Genomic DNA, 15,896 nt, shown 5'->3' with positions numbered 1-15,896 from the left:
CTCAGACGAAGATGAAGTCGGAAGCGTCAATGGTTCCGGTAAAGCCGACCAGCGAGATGGTGCTCGTCGTCGACCCGTCATTGTAGGAGATGACGTCGTTGACATTGTCGACGGCACCACCGTTGGCGGTGAAGTCGGCAAAGTCGCTGAAGCCCAGGCCGCTCAGGTCGATCAGGTCCTGGCCGTCCGCGAAGCCATCGATGCTGTCATCACCCCAGCCACCGTCGAAGACAAACGTGTCGACCCCGTCGAAGCCGTAGAACACCTCGTCGGCCGACGAACTGGTCTGCTCGGTGCCCTGCTCGCCCAGATAGTCGTAGAAGGTGTTCAGGTTGCCGGTGTTCGACATGTAGTAGATGGCGTAGTTGAACGAGCCGCTCGTGGTCGCGCCCGACAGGTCGAAGCTTACCGACGCATCGATCGTGTAACCCGAGCCGCTTCCGGCAAGATTGTTGCCGAAGACCAGGCTGTCGATGTCTCCGTTGAACCCGCCCGGAGCGCCATAGTCGAAGTCGCCATTGAGCAGGACGGCGGACTGGGACGTGCCGGCGTTGCCCGCGCCCCACTGGCTGTAGTCGTTGCTGGCGCCCGGTCCGGCGAAGAAGCCGTGGCTGTTGTAGGAATAGTTCGCAACCCAGGAGTTCTCCAGGTAGTCGAGCAGATCGGTCACGCCGTTGAGGTCGATCTTCACAGTCATGGTCGTTTCCTTGAGGCTGGCTCCGTGGCACCGGCGGGCACCGACGGAGCGTCTTCAGATGTCCGCCGTTCGGCGAACCGGGGGGCGCGGCACCTTGGGTGGCGCCGCGAAGCTCGTCAGAACTTGACGTTGAAAGAGGCCGAGATCGTGCGGCCTGGCGCAGGCAGGGAATCCGCGCCAAGCGCGGGCACATAAGCCACGTCGGTGAGGTTGTTGACCCCGAAGCGCAGCTTCGCGTTGTCGTTGAACTTGAGCGATCCGTAGAGGTCGAAGAGGGTGTAGTCGCTGGTCACGTACCCCGATGCCAGCGAACCGATGGCCGGGTTCGTGCCGCCGACATGGTTCATCCGCGCACCCAGCGTCAGACGCTTCTCGAGCAGGCGCACCCCCGCATCGAGCGTCACCTTGAACTCCGGCGGCACGAAGATCACCGAGGGCTCCACCGGCCGCGACACGCCCTCGTAGGTGTAGGTGTTGCCGAAGTCGGTGTTGAGCCAGGTGAAGGCACCGCCGAGATAGTAGAGCCCGGCATCATAGCCGGCCTCGATCTCGACACCGCTCATCCGCGTCGTGCCGTCGATGTTCACATAGGAGCTGTATTCCTTGTTGAACTCGGCCCGGCGCACCGTACCCATGGAGATGTAGTCCTGGATCTCGCGGTAGAAGGCCACCGCCTTCATGCGGAACCCGTCCTCCTGGGAGAACATGCCGTCGCGCGAGATGTTGACGCCGACCTCGTAGGTGTTGCCCCGCTCCGGCTTCAGATCCGGATTGGGCGCGTTGTCGACCGGCAGGGCGGGCGGCGGATGCCCGCCGGCGATCAGCGCTTCCATGACCGAGGGCGCCCGGTAGCTTTGCGAGAAGCGGGCGAAGGCCTGCAACCAGTCGAGGGGCTTGACCGCCACCATGGCATTGGGCAGCAACGCCCCGTCAGAGCGGTCCACCGAGACATCGGCGCCCGGGTGGACATTGGCCCAGGTGTATCCGTATCGGCGACAGGTGAAGCTGGTATCGCCAGGGTCGCAAGGCACCTGCGTGCGGACCGCGTTCCCGTAGATCGTCGTCGAGCCCCAGAGCTTCGAATGGTCGTAGCGCAGACCGCCCGACAGGGTCAGCCAGTCGTCATGCTCCAGAGTGACATTGGCGAAGCCGCTGACCATGGTGCGGCGACCGTTCGGATTGGCGCCGCTGAACCCGACCGACAGGTCGGCCCCGGAATCTCCGACAATGGGGTAGGCCGAGGCGAGATAATCGGCATCGGCCTGCGTGCTGCCGTCGTCGTGGAACATTTCCACGCCGTAGTTGACCGAAAGGGCCCCGAAAGCGATGTCGAAGCGGCTCGTGTTTTCAAGCGAGCCCCCCACCGTCGCCATCTTGTAGTCGACCGGGAAGAGAACGCTGGGATCGAGCACGTAGCCGCGCGTCTCGTCATTCGCCAGATGATTGTACCAAAGGCTCGCCTTCAGATCGACGAGGGCGCTCTCCGGGTTCCAGGCGAGATTCGCGACGATGGTGTTGTTGGTGATCTCCTCGGTATCCTCGTCGAAACCGTTGCCCGCGGAATAGGAGCCCTGACTCGATTCCGTCCGGTTGCGCATCCAGCTCAGGGTGAATTTCAGCGTGTCGCTGAGATCGGCCTCGCCCTTGAGGAAGGTGGTGACGACGTCCTGGCCGGTAAAGATGACGGTCTCGTCCACATAGGTGAAGTCGTCCATCAGCTTGACGGTGCCGTTCTTGCCGATGTCATAGGAGCCGACCTTCTTGTGGCTGACGCCGGCGATCACCGAGAACCGATCAGACACACGCGCCGCCGCCGTCACCGAACCGTCGAACGCGAAGGCGTTGGTTCCCGTTCCAACGCTCGCCTCGACACCCCAGGTGCGGCCCGCCTCGATGAGGTCGTCCGCCTCCAGCGTGCGGAAATTGACCGTGCCGCCAAGCGCGCCCGCGCCGCCGACGCCGGAGGTCGCCGCCTTTTCCACGTCCACCTCGCGGACGAAGGCGGTGTCGACATAGGTCCGCTGGCTCGCGCCATGGCCGCTGCGCTGGAAGTTCTGCCGCGCGCCGTCGATCATGGTGACGACACGGTTCTGATCCTGCAGGCCGCGAATGTTGACCGCGATGCCCGGGTTCTGACCTTCGGAGCGGTTCACATAGACACCGGCGACCGTGTCGAGCAGGTCGCGGGTATTGCGCACCGGGGCCTGCTCGATCATTTCGCGCGAGACCACGCTCACGCTGGCGGGATCCGAATAGACCCAGTCGGGCGTGCCCTGGTAGCCGTAGCCCGAAAGGCTGGAGATGACGATGGGGGCCAGCCGGGTCGCATCGCCGCCACCGACATCGACCGTCCCCGGCGCGGCCGGGTCATAGACGATGACCGTACGGGCACCGCCCGGACGCCAGGCAAGACCGCTGCGCGCGAGCAGCCGGCCGAGCGCCTGGCCGGCAGTCAGCGCGCCCGAGATCGCCGGCGCGTCGAGGCCACGGGCAGCGGCCGCGTCCACCGAGACCTGCAGGCCGGCCTGCTGGCCGAACACGGCAAGGGCGCGGGGCAGCGGCTGGGCGGGAATATCGAACCGCGCGACCCGCGCCTCGGCGAGGCCCTCCCCCGCCTGCTGGGCCTGTGCCGGCAATACGCCGGTCAGTCCGCATGTCGAAACCCCAAGAAGCAACGCGCCGACCATGCGACGCCGCGCTCCCGCCCCACTCACCACAAACTGCATTGCCGTCCATCGCTCTCGTTGGTGACCCCGAGCTTGGCAGGCACGGCCCGCGAAGCTCCTCTCACTCAAGAGACGAAGCCGGCGGGCTTTTTTTCAGAGAAAAATACTCATGTTTTAATTACGTTTAAAATCAACATCTTAAATGGATGACAGGATCACGAGCCAGGGACCGGCCTGCCTCAGGGTGGCGCCATGGGCAGCCGCGACCGCCTCCAGTGCGGCCACGGGATCCTCTGTCCTGAAGACACCGGTGACACGCTGGCGCGCAAGCCTCTCGCCGACGACCATGACGACGCCCGGATAGTAGCGGGCCAGGTCGTCGGCGACGCCGGCAACCGTTTCGTCGTTCACCGTGAGAAGCCCCTTGCGCCAGGAGGCGACGAGATCCGGCGAGCCTGTTCCACGCTCGACGTGTCCGGCAGCATCGATGCGCGTCCAGTCGCCGGGCAGGAGATCGACGCGGGAGCGTGGTTCCGCGCTCTGCGGAGCCACCGCGACCTGGCCACTGCCGACGGCAACGGCGACGCCGCCGGCGGCCAGGCCCACCTCGAAACCCGTTCCCAGCACGGTTGTCTCGACGCCCCCGGCATCGACGACGAAAGGCCGTTCGGGATTGCGCGTCACGTCGAAAAAGGCAACGCCCTGAAGAAGGCGCACGCGCCGCCGTTCCGGCTCGAACGCCACATCCAGCGCGCTGGCCGCGCCGAGAAAGACGGAGGTTCCATCCTCAAGACGGATCTGGCGCAATTCGGCCGTTCCGGTGATGTGGTCGGCCGACAGCCAGACAAGAACCGCGGGGAGCAGGAAAACCGCGAGGCAGGCGGCAAGAGCGCACACCGCTCCGCCGGCAAGCCCCCGGCGCATCCATCGCCGCACCGAAGCGCCGCGCGCGGCAGGCTGAGGCGCCTGCGAAGCGCCCCCGACCGGTGCCGCAACGTGACCGCTGTTGGTCGGTCTGTCCGTTCCGGCGAGACGCGCGTCCGCAGGCAGTTCCCCAAGCAGCTCCCAGACGCCGAGCGCTTCCGCATAGGCGTGCGCGTTCTCTTCGCAAAGCGCGCGCCAGACCTCGATACGATGCTGCAGTTCCCGGTTGTCCGGGTCGTCCTGCAAGGCGATGAGCCAGGTCATCGCCGCTTGCGCGCGGCCGTCCTTGTCGTCTCGCGGTTCGATCGCCGCCTCTCCCTTCTTGGCCGCAGCGCGGCACCCTCGCCCCGAGCCGTGATCCTTGCGCTGTCTAAACGATGGACGTTTGAACCGGCGGTTTTTTCAAGAATTACCGATCAGGATCGTTTCGCCAGACGTCTGCGGCAATGATCCAGCCCCTGAAACACAAGGGAATGGGCAAGCGATACGGAGATGTCCAGACGCACCGCGATCTCGCGCAGCTTCAGCCCCTCGAAGCGATGCAGTTCGAGGGCGAGCCGGGTGCGAGCCGGCAATTCGGAGAGGGCCTGCATGAGGAGATGGAGCTGTTCCTTGTGGGCAAGCTCATCCTCGATCGAGGGACGGTCCTCGGCCGCGTCCTCAACCCCGAAGTCCGGGTCGAACAGGCGGACCTCGCCGGCGTTGCGCCGGCGCCAGTCGAGAGCGAGATTGCGCACAATGCGCAACAGGTACCCGACCGGCTCGTCGATCCGACGATCCGAGGCCACCCCGCCCATGCGGATGAACGCCTCCTGGACAATATCCTCGCCACGGGACCTGTCGCCCACGATCGATGCCGCGTAGTCGACAAGCCGCCTGCGGTGGAGCCGATATGTCTCGAGGTTTCCCTTGGCGAAACCCAACAGCCGTGTCTCCGGTCGCTGGCCCGGCGCGCCCGGGCTGGGCCTGGACTTTCTCCAGGCCTTCAGGGGAGATGGCTTTCGGCTACTCGCAAAGGTTTTGGTACTGGAAAGCGGCACGTCATGCAATGGCGCGCAACGCAGAGGCAGGCCCGCCAGAAGCCCGGCGCAGGGCGGGCGGAGCCTTGCAGCGCTTGGGCTAGGCATCGCGCGCCGGATCGGGGCCCGTGGTCTTCATGAAGATCATTTCGAACAGAGCCCCACCTTCAGGAGCGGTCCGGTAGCGCAGGCGCCCGCCGTGCGCCTCCATGATGGCGCGCACGACGGAGAGACCGAGGCCGTTGCCGCCCAATTCCCGCGAGCGGGCCGGGTCGCCGCGCACAAAGGGATCGAAGACCCGGGTGGTCGTCTCTTGCGAGAGCCCGGGCCCCTCATCGGCAACGCCGAGCACGACCGTTTCGTCGCGCGCGGTCACGGTGATCGTGATCGCGCCTTTGATGGCATGACGCCGCGCGTTGGTGACGAGAGCCAGCAAGGCCTGGCGGATGCGTATCGCGTCCGCCAGAACCGTGAGGTCGGCCAGCTCGAGCTGCAAGCGGAAGCCGCCGGCACGCAGGTCGTGCGCCATCAGGTCCGCCATCTGCTCGATTTCCCGCGCGAGGCGGATCGGCTCAAGGCGCAGATCCAGATGGCCACTGTCGGCAAGCGTCACCGTGCGCAAATCCTCGACCAGTCGAGCCAACCCGTCGACTTGCAGAACCAGTCCCTGCAGCGAGCGCTCGTCCGGCTCGAACACGCCATCGATCATGCCTTGCAGGCGCCCCTTCAGTATGGTGAGCGGGGTGCGCAGTTCGTGCGCGATGGTGGCATTCCAAAGGGCCATGTCGGCGGCCATGTCCTGCAGGCGTTGCGCCATCGTGTTGAAGTCGTCGATCAGACCAGCGGTCTCGCCAAGGGCCCGGTCGCCGGAAGAGGCACGCGCGGTCAGATCGCCCGCGGTGATGCGTCGAGCGCTTCGGGCAAGCGTGTCCAGGGGCTCGAGGATCCGGCGCGCGAGGCGCACGGAGACCACCGCCGCGAGCGGCAGCGTGATGAGGATCAGCACGCCCACGATTGCAAAATCGACGGAGGTCAGCCCGCCCTCAGGCTCCGACATCGGGTAGAAGGCGACGATTGCCGTGTAGGCGAGATAGGTCCCGAAGAACACCAGCAATCCCGCCATTACGGTGATGGCTGACATGGCGACGAGAATTTGCCGGCTCAATCCGGTGCGCAGGCCCATCACGTCACGCCGAAAGCCGGTAGCCAACGCCCCGCACCCCCGGCAGCAGGCCGGCCGCTCCAGCCTGCTCAAGCTTCTTGCGCAGCTTGCTGATATGGCTGTCCACCGTCCGGTCAAGCGCATCTGAGCCCGGCAGGCAGGCGTCCACCAACTCGCTTCTGGTGAAGACCTTGGCAGGGTTCCGCGCCATGTGGGCAAGGATGCGGAATTCGGTGAGCGTCAGCGCAAGCGGAGCTGCCCTGGCGCCGGCCTCGAAGCTTGCCTGATAGGCGTCGAGGTCGATCGCGAGATCGCCGACCCGCAAGACGCCCGCCCCCGTCGCGAGCCCCGAGCGGCGAAGGACGGCCTTCGCACGGGCCACGACCTCGATCGGGTTGAAAGGCTTCACAACATAGTCGTCCGCCCCGATGCGAAGACCCTGAAGACGGTCGATGTCCTTGTCGAGGGCTGTGATCATGATGGCGGGCGTGTTTCCCCGGCGTCGCAGTTCCGCCAGGACCTCCCACCCGTCGAGGCGGGGCATCGTGACGTCGAGAAGGACAAGGTCCGGCTTCAACGCGAGGTGCAGGTCGAGCGCGGTGCGGCCATCTCGCGCCTGAACCGTTCGGAACCCCTCTCGCACGAGATAGGCGTCCAGAATCGCGGAGATCTCATCGTCGTCTTCAGCTATCAGAACGAGGGCTGTCATGTCGTTCTCCTTGAATGACGGATGCCACCTGACGCGGCCCGCGTCGAGCGCTCTCGCCCCTTCTCCATCAAGTCGCAACATTTCCTCCACACAGCATCAACACGGCGGATCGATAACGGCGAGGTCGCATGGAGCGACAGACCGTTTCGATGGATCGCCGCCATGATGCGCTTTCGCCACCCCCTGCCGCTTGCTCTCCTCGCCGCCGCCGCGATGGCTCTTGGCTCGTGCACCGGCGCAGAAAGCCCGAAGTCTGACGGCGACAAGGGGCAAACGGAAGCAAAAGCCGCCCCCGTCCGTGTCTCTGTCCAGAAGGTGCAGCCGCACCGGGTGGTCGTTTATGACGAGTTGCCGGGCCGCGTGTCGGCTCTGCGGACGGCCGAGATACGCCCTCAGGTCACCGGCATTGTACAGAAGGTGATTTTCACGGAAGGGTCGGAGGTGGCGGCGGAGCAGCCCCTGTTCCAGATCGATCCCGCGCCGTTCGCCGCCGATGTCGAAGCGACCTCCGCAGTGTTGGCACGAGCGGAGGCGGACCTCCTTAACGCCGCCTCCAAGCACGAACGGATCACGGCGCTCGCGGCCACCCGAACCGCGAGCGCTGCGGCGCTCGGCGATGCGACGGCTGAGCTGGCGCGGGCACGTGCAAGTGTCGCCGAGGCCAGGGCCAACCTGACACGCCGCAAACTCGAACTGGCCTACGCGACCGTCCGCAGTCCGATCGCAGGGCGCGTTGACCAGGCTCTCACCACCGAGGGAGGCCTCGCTTCCGTCGGAGCCTCGACCGCTCTCGCCGTCGTCCGACAAATCGACCGTGTCTATCTCGACGTCCGCCAGCCCTCGATACGTCGGGAACTGCTGGAGGAGATGCTCGAAAGCGGCCGGAGCGAGAATGCCGGCGGCCTTCCGGTCGACATTCTGACGATCACGGGAAAGCCCTACGACTTCCAGGGCAAGGTCCTCTTTTCCGACAGTACGGTGGATCCCGGCACGGGCAGCATCGCCATGCGCATCGAGGTGCCCAACCCCTCCCGCCATTTGCTGCCTGGCATGTATCTGCGCGCCAGGGTGCCCAGCGCCATCTATGCGAATGCGTTGACGGTGCCGCAGGAGGCCGTGCGCCGTGGTCCGTCGGGACGCGCGCAACTCACGATCCTCGGGAACGACAATACCGCCAGCAGCCGCGACGTCGAGCTGGGGGCGCTGGTCGACCGGCAGTATGTGATCCTGTCCGGCCTGAAGGCCGGTGAGACCGTGGTCGTGCGGGGGCAGGATCGCACCGAGGGAAGCGCTCCACTGGAGGTCGTCCCCTACCAGCCTGCCTCATCCAAGGCCGAAATCTGAGGAGCCCCCCATGCCTCAATTCTTCATCGAGCGCCCGGTCTTTGCCTGGGTCATCGCGATTTTCATCGTGCTGGCCGGCATCGCCTCGATCCCGCAGCTTCCGGTCTCCCGCTTTCCCGTGATCGCGCCGCCGAGCATCAGCATCGTCGCCACCTATACGGGCGCCAGTCCGCGGACAATCAACGACAGCGTCACGACGCCAATCGAGCGCGAGCTGACGGCGGTGAAGAACGTCCTCTACTTCGAGTCTTCTTCCGACTCGTCCGGCAATGCCAGCATCACGGTCACCTTCAAGCCCGGCACCGACCCGGAACTCGCCCAGATCGACGTCCAGAACCGCCTGAAAGCCATCGAGCAGCGCCTGCCCGAGCCCGTCCGCCGCGCGGGCCTCTCGGTGGAAGCTGTCACGTCAGGGTTCCTGATGATCGTGTCCTTGCGCTCCGAGTGGGGAAAGGCCGACCCGCTGGCGCTGGACGACTATCTCGTGCGCAACCTGGCGCTGGAGCTCAAGCAGGTGCCTGGCGTCGGCCGCGTCCAGTCCTTCGGCTCGGAGGCCGCCATGCGCGTGTGGATCGATCCTGCCCGGCTCGTCTCCTATTCGGTCTCGATGGCCGAGATCACGCAGGCGATCCAGTCCCAGAATGTCCAGGTGGCACCCGGGCGGCTCGGCGAAGCACCTGCCGTTCCCGGCCAGATGATCAGCGTTCCGCTCAGCCTCGACGGACAGTTGAAAACGCCCGAGGAATTCTCCGCCATCGTCCTGCGCTCCAACCCTGACGGCTCGAAGTTGACGCTTGGCGAGGTGGCCACGGTCGAGATCGGCGCTCAGACCATGGGCTTCTCGATCTTCGACGGCGGCAAGCCGGCCACCGCCGCAGCCATTCAGCTCGCGCCCGGCGCCAATGCCATCAGCACCTCGGAAGGCGTGCGTGCACGGCTCGCCGAACTCGCCCCGGCCATGCCCGAGGGCGTCGCCTACGCTGTCTCCTACGACACGGCACCCTTCGTAAAGCTGTCGATCTCGAAGGTCGTGCAGACACTCGCCGAGGCCATGGTTCTGGTGTTCCTGATCATGCTCCTGTTCCTCCAGAACGTCCGCTACACGCTGATCCCGGCGATCGTTGCACCGATCGCGCTCCTCGGCACCTTCGCCGTGATGTGGGCCATCGGCTACTCGATCAACGTGCTGACGATGTTCGGCATGGTGCTGGCAATCGGCATCATCGTCGACGATGCGATCGTCGTCGTTGAAAACGTCGAACGGCTCATGGCGAAAGAGGGCCTGTCGCCGCGCGAGGCCACGCGTCGAGCCATGCGGGAGATCACGGGTGCGGTCATCGGCATCACCCTGGTGCTGACGGCGGTGTTCCTGCCCATGGGTCTTGCCGGAGGCTCCGTCGGCGCAATCTACCGCCAGTTCACGGTCTCGCTCGCGGTCTCGATCCTGTTCTCGGCCTTCCTGGCACTCAGCCTGACGCCCGCGCTCTGCGCCACGATCCTGAAGCCGGTCGCCCCCCATCACGAGAGGAAGGGCTTCTTTGCCTGGTTCAACCGGGGCTTCGACAGGCTGACGGAGCGGTACACCGCGTGGGTCGGCTGGCTGGTGAAACGGGTCGGCCGCGTCATGCTGGTCTATGGCGCCCTCGTCGGCGCGCTGGTGCTGGGCTACGGCGCGCTGCCGACTGCTTTCGTGCCGGATGAAGACCAGGGCACGTTCATGACCTCCTTCACGTTACCGGCAGACGCCACCGCCGAGCGGACAAAGGCACTCGTCGAGCTCTTCGACCATCACGCCGCGACACGCCCTGACATCGCCAACAACCTGTCGATCATGGGCTTCGGCTTTTCCGGCTCAGGCCCGAACGCGGCTATGGCCTTCACCACGCTGCGCGACTGGGATGTACGGGGCGGCAGCACAGACGCCGAAATCGCGGCGGCTGAACGGGCGATGCAGAAGGCAACGGAAGGCGAGATCCTCATCATGAAGCCGCCGGCCATCGAGGAATTGGGGACGACGTCAGGCGTCGCGCTGCGCCTCATCGACCGCGCAGGGCGCGATGCGGCTGCGCTGCGGGATGCGTCGCGAAAGCTCATCGAGCTTGCGGGGCAGAGCAACCTTCTGCGGAACGTTCGTGTAGACGGCCTGCCCAACGGGCCTGGCGTGAACCTTCGCGTCGACCGGCAAAAGGCCGGTGCCCTGGGTGTCTCCTTTTCCGCAATCAGCGACCTGCTCGCCTCGACCATGAGCTCGACCTACGTCAACGACTTTCCGCGCGCGGGCAAACTTCAGCAGGTCATCTTGCAAGCGCAGGCGAAAGACCGCATGCAGGTCGAGGACGTCCTGAAGCTCCATGTGCGCAACGACAAGGGCGGTATGGTTCCCCTGTACGAGATGGTGACGCCGGAATGGTCCGTCAGCCCACTTCAGCTCAATCGCTATAACGGATACCCCTCGCTCAGCATCTCGGGAGACGCCGCACCGGGCGTGTCGAGCGGTGATGCGATGAACGAGATTGAACGGATTTCCTCCCAGCTTCCCGCCGGCTTCGCCGTCGAGTGGACGGGCCAGTCCTTCCAGGAGCGCCAGTCAGGCGCACAGGCGCCGCTTCTGGTTGCGCTATCCTTCGTCGTCGTTTTCCTGGTCCTGGCCGCCCTCTACGAGAGTTGGGCGATTCCGCTCTCGGTCATGCTCGTCGTGCCGCTCGGGGTCCTGGGTGCGGTCACCGCGGTACATCTGCAGGGCTTCGAGAACGACGTATTCTTCAAGGTCGGCTTGATCACTCTGATCGGCCTTTCGGCCAAGAACGCGGTGCTGATCGTGGAGTTCGCCCGCAAGCTGCGCGACGAGGGAAGCTCGCTTCGCGACGCAGCCATCGAGGCGGCCCGCCTGCGGCTTCGGCCCATTGTCATGACCTCGCTCGCCTTCACGCTCGGTATCGTGCCTCTGGTCCTGGCCAAGGGGCCGAGCTCCGAAACCCAGAACGCGCTCGGCACCGGCCTCTTCGGCGGCATGATCTCGGCCACCGTTTTGGCCGTCGTCTTCGTGCCGGTGTTCTTTGTCCTCGTCATGCGGCTTGCAGACCGCAGGGCGCGGGCCGAAGGCGGAGCGAACCCGGCGCGCGCATGATCCTAGCCACCGTTCCGCCGCGCGTGCCCGAACATCCAAGGCCAATCCGACCGGCCTTGCCGTCCCACTTTCCCTCGACCTGGAAACGCCCGATGACACCCTCGCAGAACAAGAGCCGCGTTGCTCTCGACATCGCACAGGAGACCGATCTGCCCCGCTTCCGAAAGGATCTCCAGGCCGCCTTCGCGATCGCCGTCGTCGAGAAGTACGGATCGGTTGGAGACGGAGCGATCCCCTCCGACGCGGACGTGACAGCCTCCTTCGAGGCGCCAAACGCCGTGGTGCACCGCATCCTCGAGGATGGACGATGGGTCGGCGGGGCCGTCGTTTCCATCGACGCCGGGACGCAGCACAATGCGCTCGAGTTGTTCTTCGTCCGAGCAGACGAGATCGGCCGGGGCATTGGCCGCAAGGCATGGGAGGCGATCGAACAGCGCTATCCCGACACGAAGGTCTGGACGACCCACACGCCGTATTTCGAGAAGCGCAACATCCACTTCTACGTCAACGTCTGCGGCTTCAGCATCGTCGAGTACTACACCGCGCGACACCCGGACCCGAACCATGCCCACGAGCCGGACCTGCCGGGCGACGACGGGATGTTCCGCTTCGAAAAGCGCGTCTGATTCGCAACCATCACCGGCCGCTCGCTGCGCGTGGCAGGCACGTTCCTGGCGAAATACATGCCGCGGACGCGACTTCCCGCGTCAAGGGCAGTGCCCGATCGCAAGCGCCCGCACACAGCAAAGTTTGCAGGCTCCCTGCAAACCTCGCCGATTTCAGAAATCGGGAGGATGTCAAACTATTGAGAAGAATGGCGCGCCCGAAAGGATTCGAACCTCTGACCCCCAGATTCGTAGTCTGGTGCTCTATCCAGCTGAGCTACGGGCGCTTCCATCTTCGGCCGTATCCGTCAAGCGAACCGGCCGGTTCACCGCCGGGCGACAAAGCCGCCTGACAGGGCGATACCTCTACAGCGGTCCCCCGAGGATTGCAAGCAAGGCCGTCGAGTTTTTTTCAAACTTCGCAAGAAGTGTCGCAAGTCTGTTGAAAACCTGTCTATGCCACTGATTTTCAGAAGAGATCGGCGGTGCTGCGACCACCGGCGAGGTCAGGATCCATGCTGTCCGGGCCCGTCGTTGCGCGCGGTCGCGCCGGGATCGTGATCTCGAAGGTCGCGCCCGGCCCGCCCTCTTCCAGGTGACGGATCGTGCCGCCGTGGGCGGCTACGAGTTCAGCGGCGATGGCAAGGCCCAGTCCGGTCCCTCCCGACTTGGCGACCGACTGGAACGGCTTGAACAGCCGCCCACGCAGCGCCGGCGGGATACCCGGCCCGGTGTCGCGAATGAAGATCGTCGCCCCATCGCGTCGGCATTCCGCCTCAACCGTCAGCCGCCGCACGGCCGCATCTCCATGTACCGCCATCTCGCCGCGTCCAGCCTGCATCGCCTGCACCGAATTGCGGCAAAGGTTCATGAGGACGCGGAAAAGCTGCTCCGGATCGGCGTCGATCTCCGCGCCTTCCGCGACGCGGCTGTCGAAGGCAATCTCACCCTCGGCGCTCAGGCCCAGCACCTCCCCGACATCACGGACGATCACGTCAAGATGTACGAGCCGGCGCTGCACCGGCGCCTCGCGGGCGCTGCCGTAGGCCAGGACCGAGCGGGTGTAGCCGACCGCCTGGTCGAGACGGGCGACGATCTTGGGCGCCAGCCGCTGCACGGTCGGGTCCGCGACCAGTTCGAGGCGCTCGGAGAAGAGCTGGGCCGAGGCCAGCAGGTTGCGCAGGTCGTGGTTGATCTTGGAAACGGCCAGGCCGAGGTTGGCGAGACGGCGGCGCTGCTCGAGCGTTTCGACCATCGTCCTTTGCATGTCCTCGAGCCGGCGCTCGGCGTCTCCCACCTCGTCGTTGCGGCCGGAGGGCACGATGATGGCGGAGGGATCCTCCGGTGCGGCCTGGAAGCGCGCCATCGCCCGCGTCAGCTGCCGAATCGGCCGCACGAACAGCCAGCGCAGCGACAGGTAGACCAGCGTCGCCGTGATCGCCGAGATGACCAGCGACAGCGCCAGGATGCGCACCGAGAAGGCCAGCATGGCGTCATGCAGGAGATACTGCGGCATGACGATGTCGACCCGCCCGCCGAGCCCCATCTGCGTCGGCCCGACAATGCGCATCAGCCCCTCGCTGCCGAAGAGCAAGGTTCGAAAGCTCTCGACGATGGAGGTCATCGGATCGGAGGCGCCCATATCGACCCGCATGGTGATGCCGGCGGGATCCTCGGGCCGGGATGACATGGCGATGAGCCGGCGACGCTCGCCGTCGTCCAGGGCGATGGCGACCGCGCCGGTCGTGCGCAACAGCTCAACCTGGACGCCGGGCGAAACCATGTCGGTCTCGACGAGGATGCTCGCCGCGACACCGGCGATGGTGAGCTTGTCGAGAAGCCAGGTGTTGCGGAAGTTCGCCATGGAGGGAACGAAGATCAGCACTTCGCTCAGCATCACGAAAAGGACTGTGAGAACAAGCAGCTTGCCGGACAGGCCGCTCCAGCGCGGCGTGCGGTCCGCCTCGGCATTGACGCGCGCGAGTGCCGCCTCCGCCTCGTCCTCCAAGGGGAAGGGATCGCCCGAGCGCGGGTCGGGGGGCCTGCCGTCTTCCAGGCTTGCCTGGGCAGGTGACATCGCGTCCCGGTCGGGCGCGCCGGTTTCTGTCATTCGAGGCGTCGTCACGCCGTCCTCGCTGTCTCGTCTCGCGTTCCCTAGCCGGCCCGCGCGGCAGCGCTATCCGAAAAGCGCGAGAAACCGCAACAGCCGCCGGACCCAGGGGTCCTTCGGGCTTTCAGCATAGTAGGATATTGCGGCGCGGCGAACAGCTTCCGAAAGCGAGGGATAGGGCAGGACGACGCCGGCCAGATCCCGCGCGCTCAGGCGACGCGCGACGACGATCGACAAAAGGTTGGTGATCTCGCCCGCGCCAGGGCCGACGACGTCGGCACCGAGAATGCGCCCGCGCCGACCCGCGACCAGGCGTAAAAGGCCTTCGGTGCGCCGTTCGGCCTGCGCGCGATCGTTTCCGGAAAAAGGCGCTTCGAGAACCCGGATCGATGCCGCACCGAAACGCTGGCGCGCCTCATCCGGCGTCAGCCCGACATGGCCGATCTCGGGCTCGGTGAAGGTAACGCGCGGAATGATGTCGCGGTTCTCCCGGGCTGGCAGCCGGAAGAGGATGGCGCGGATGACGAGGCCGGCGTGATAGCCGGCAACGTGGGTGAACTGCAGCCCGCCAGCCACGTCGCCGATGGCATAGACGCGCCGATTGGACGTCCGCAGGCTCTTGCCGACCTCGATGCCGCGCGCCGAGAAGCGGATGCCTGCCGCCTCCAGGGAGAGCCCGGCAACCGTCGGCTTTCGCCCAACGGCGACGAGAAGCTCGGTGCCGGAGATCTCGCGCCGCCCGTCCGACGTTTCCAGCTTCAGGCGAATGTCTCCGGCAGCGCCGGTCACGCCAACCACCTTCGCCTCCTCCAGGATCTCGATGCCTTCGCCGCGAAGCCGCTCGAGCACGATCGAGGCAAGCGCGGGATCTTCTTTCGCAAGCGCCCTGCCCGCTTCCACGACGGTGACGCGGGCCCCCAGCCGGGCATGGGCCTGAGCCATTTCCAGGCCGATGGGACCGCCGCCGATCACCAGAAGGCGCAGCGGGCAGACGGTGCGCTCGAACACCGTCTCGTTGGTGAGATAGGGCACTGTGTCGAGCCCCGGAATCGGCGGCACCGCAGGCGTGGAACCGGTGGCGACGACGAAGCGGCGGGCCCGTATGGTCGTGGACCCGGCCTGCAACGTCCGTGCATCGACAAAACGCGCCTCCGCCTTGATGACGGTGACGCCAAGCCCCTCGAAGCGCTCGACCGAATCATGCGGCGCGATGGCGGCGATCACCTTGTGGACGTGGTCGTGCACCGCCTGGAAGTCGACCGTCACCGGCTCCGCGTGGACGCCGAAGACGCGGGCATCGGCGGCATGGCGTGCGGACCGGGCAGCCGCGATCAGCGCCTTTGAGGGAACGCAGCCCTGGTTGAGGCAGTCGCCGCCCATGCGTCCCTTCTCGACAAGAACGACATCGACGCCGAAGGCGGCGGCGGCCGCCGCCACCGACAGGCCGCCCGAGCCGGCGCCGATGACGCAGATATCCGGTGTCAGCGTCAGAGACATGAAACCTCCCATTTGCCCTGCCTGCGCGAGGGCCTT

The 15,896-nt window shown here is 65.9% G+C and carries 11 protein-coding genes and 1 tRNA gene; 3 read left to right on the top strand and 9 right to left on the bottom strand.

What is annotated here, in order from left to right:
* Nucleotide 1: 1 nt before the first annotated feature.
* The 6 genes from ACN0WF_RS07830 to ACN0WF_RS07805 all read right to left on the bottom strand — a co-directional run bounded on the left by ACN0WF_RS07830 (nucleotide 2) and on the right by ACN0WF_RS07805 (nucleotide 7,177).
* Entirely contained in the window at nucleotides 2-697 is a 696-nt protein-coding gene (locus tag ACN0WF_RS07830; protein ID WP_417772249.1) for a hemolysin, read from the bottom strand.
* A 116-nt stretch (nucleotides 698-813) separates the two neighbouring features.
* Nucleotides 814-3,423: a TonB-dependent hemoglobin/transferrin/lactoferrin family receptor gene (locus ACN0WF_RS07825; protein ID WP_417772248.1), complete on the bottom strand. Its 2,610-nt coding sequence runs from the start codon at nucleotides 3,421-3,423 to the stop codon at nucleotides 814-816.
* 138 nt (nucleotides 3,424-3,561) lie between these two features.
* Entirely contained in the window at nucleotides 3,562-4,551 is a 990-nt protein-coding gene (locus ACN0WF_RS07820) for a FecR family protein (RefSeq protein ID WP_417772247.1), read from the bottom strand.
* A gap of 152 nt (nucleotides 4,552-4,703) precedes the next feature.
* Nucleotides 4,704-5,210 (bottom strand): sigma-70 family RNA polymerase sigma factor, encoded by a 507-nt coding sequence (locus tag ACN0WF_RS07815; RefSeq protein ID WP_417772246.1) that lies wholly within the window; start codon nucleotides 5,208-5,210, stop codon nucleotides 4,704-4,706.
* Between the two features lie 196 nt (nucleotides 5,211-5,406).
* Nucleotides 5,407-6,516: an ATP-binding protein gene (locus ACN0WF_RS07810; protein WP_417772245.1), complete on the bottom strand. Its 1,110-nt coding sequence runs from the start codon at nucleotides 6,514-6,516 to the stop codon at nucleotides 5,407-5,409.
* On the bottom strand, nucleotides 6,494-7,177 hold the full coding sequence (locus ACN0WF_RS07805; protein WP_417772244.1) for a response regulator: 684 nt from the start codon (nucleotides 7,175-7,177) through the stop codon (nucleotides 6,494-6,496). The genes ACN0WF_RS07810 and ACN0WF_RS07805 overlap by 23 nt, the downstream gene beginning before the upstream one ends.
* A 162-nt stretch (nucleotides 7,178-7,339) precedes the next feature.
* Between ACN0WF_RS07805 and ACN0WF_RS07800 the strand changes: the two genes are divergently transcribed.
* The 3 genes from ACN0WF_RS07800 to ACN0WF_RS07790 all read left to right on the top strand — a co-directional run bounded on the left by ACN0WF_RS07800 (nucleotide 7,340) and on the right by ACN0WF_RS07790 (nucleotide 12,274).
* Nucleotides 7,340-8,521, top strand: a complete 1,182-nt coding sequence (locus tag ACN0WF_RS07800; RefSeq protein WP_417772243.1) for an efflux RND transporter periplasmic adaptor subunit — start codon at nucleotides 7,340-7,342, stop codon at nucleotides 8,519-8,521.
* A gap of 10 nt (nucleotides 8,522-8,531) precedes the next feature.
* Nucleotides 8,532-11,648 (top strand): multidrug efflux RND transporter permease subunit, encoded by a 3,117-nt coding sequence (locus ACN0WF_RS07795; RefSeq protein WP_417772242.1) that lies wholly within the window; start codon nucleotides 8,532-8,534, stop codon nucleotides 11,646-11,648.
* Nucleotides 11,649-11,740: 92 nt separating this feature from the next.
* Nucleotides 11,741-12,274, top strand: coding sequence for a GNAT family N-acetyltransferase (locus tag ACN0WF_RS07790; RefSeq protein WP_417772241.1), 534 nt, complete (start codon nucleotides 11,741-11,743; stop codon nucleotides 12,272-12,274).
* Nucleotides 12,275-12,463: 189 nt separating this feature from the next.
* Here the strand turns inward: ACN0WF_RS07790 and ACN0WF_RS07785 are convergent.
* The 3 genes from ACN0WF_RS07785 to ACN0WF_RS07775 all read right to left on the bottom strand — a co-directional run bounded on the left by ACN0WF_RS07785 (nucleotide 12,464) and on the right by ACN0WF_RS07775 (nucleotide 15,860).
* Nucleotides 12,464-12,540: transfer RNA gene (locus ACN0WF_RS07785), tRNA-Arg, on the bottom strand.
* Nucleotides 12,541-12,722: 182 nt separating this feature from the next.
* Complete coding sequence (locus ACN0WF_RS07780) at nucleotides 12,723-14,363, bottom strand: ATP-binding protein (RefSeq protein WP_417772240.1); 1,641 nt, start codon at nucleotides 14,361-14,363, stop codon at nucleotides 12,723-12,725.
* A gap of 66 nt (nucleotides 14,364-14,429) precedes the next feature.
* Nucleotides 14,430-15,860, bottom strand: a complete 1,431-nt coding sequence (locus tag ACN0WF_RS07775) for a dihydrolipoyl dehydrogenase family protein (RefSeq protein WP_417772239.1) — start codon at nucleotides 15,858-15,860, stop codon at nucleotides 14,430-14,432.
* Nucleotides 15,861-15,896: the final 36 nt, after the last annotated feature.

It is taken from the genome of Stappia sp. (assembly GCF_048268045.1).
In the GTDB taxonomy this organism is placed as follows: domain Bacteria; phylum Pseudomonadota; class Alphaproteobacteria; order Rhizobiales; family Stappiaceae; genus Stappia.
This window is presented reverse-complemented; position numbering and strand designations above follow the sequence as displayed.

What these genes read in the sequence shown, in the direction of transcription:
- ACN0WF_RS07825 (WP_417772248.1), bottom strand. Translation starts at nt 3,423, where the DNA reads ATGCAGTTTGTGGTGAGTGGGGCGGGAGCGCGGCGTCGCATGGTCGGC.
- ACN0WF_RS07830 (WP_417772249.1), bottom strand. Translation starts at nt 697, where the DNA reads ATGACTGTGAAGATCGACCTCAACGGCGTGACCGATCTGCTCGACTAC.
- ACN0WF_RS07790 (WP_417772241.1), top strand. Translation starts at nt 11,741, where the DNA reads ATGACACCCTCGCAGAACAAGAGCCGCGTTGCTCTCGACATCGCACAG.
- ACN0WF_RS07795 (WP_417772242.1), top strand. Translation starts at nt 8,532, where the DNA reads ATGCCTCAATTCTTCATCGAGCGCCCGGTCTTTGCCTGGGTCATCGCG.
- ACN0WF_RS07775 (WP_417772239.1), bottom strand. Translation starts at nt 15,860, where the DNA reads ATGTCTCTGACGCTGACACCGGATATCTGCGTCATCGGCGCCGGCTCG.
- ACN0WF_RS07805 (WP_417772244.1), bottom strand. Translation starts at nt 7,177, where the DNA reads ATGACAGCCCTCGTTCTGATAGCTGAAGACGACGATGAGATCTCCGCG.
- ACN0WF_RS07800 (WP_417772243.1), top strand. Translation starts at nt 7,340, where the DNA reads ATGATGCGCTTTCGCCACCCCCTGCCGCTTGCTCTCCTCGCCGCCGCC.
- ACN0WF_RS07820 (WP_417772247.1), bottom strand. Translation starts at nt 4,551, where the DNA reads ATGACCTGGCTCATCGCCTTGCAGGACGACCCGGACAACCGGGAACTG.
- ACN0WF_RS07780 (WP_417772240.1), bottom strand. Translation starts at nt 14,363, where the DNA reads ATGACAGAAACCGGCGCGCCCGACCGGGACGCGATGTCACCTGCCCAG.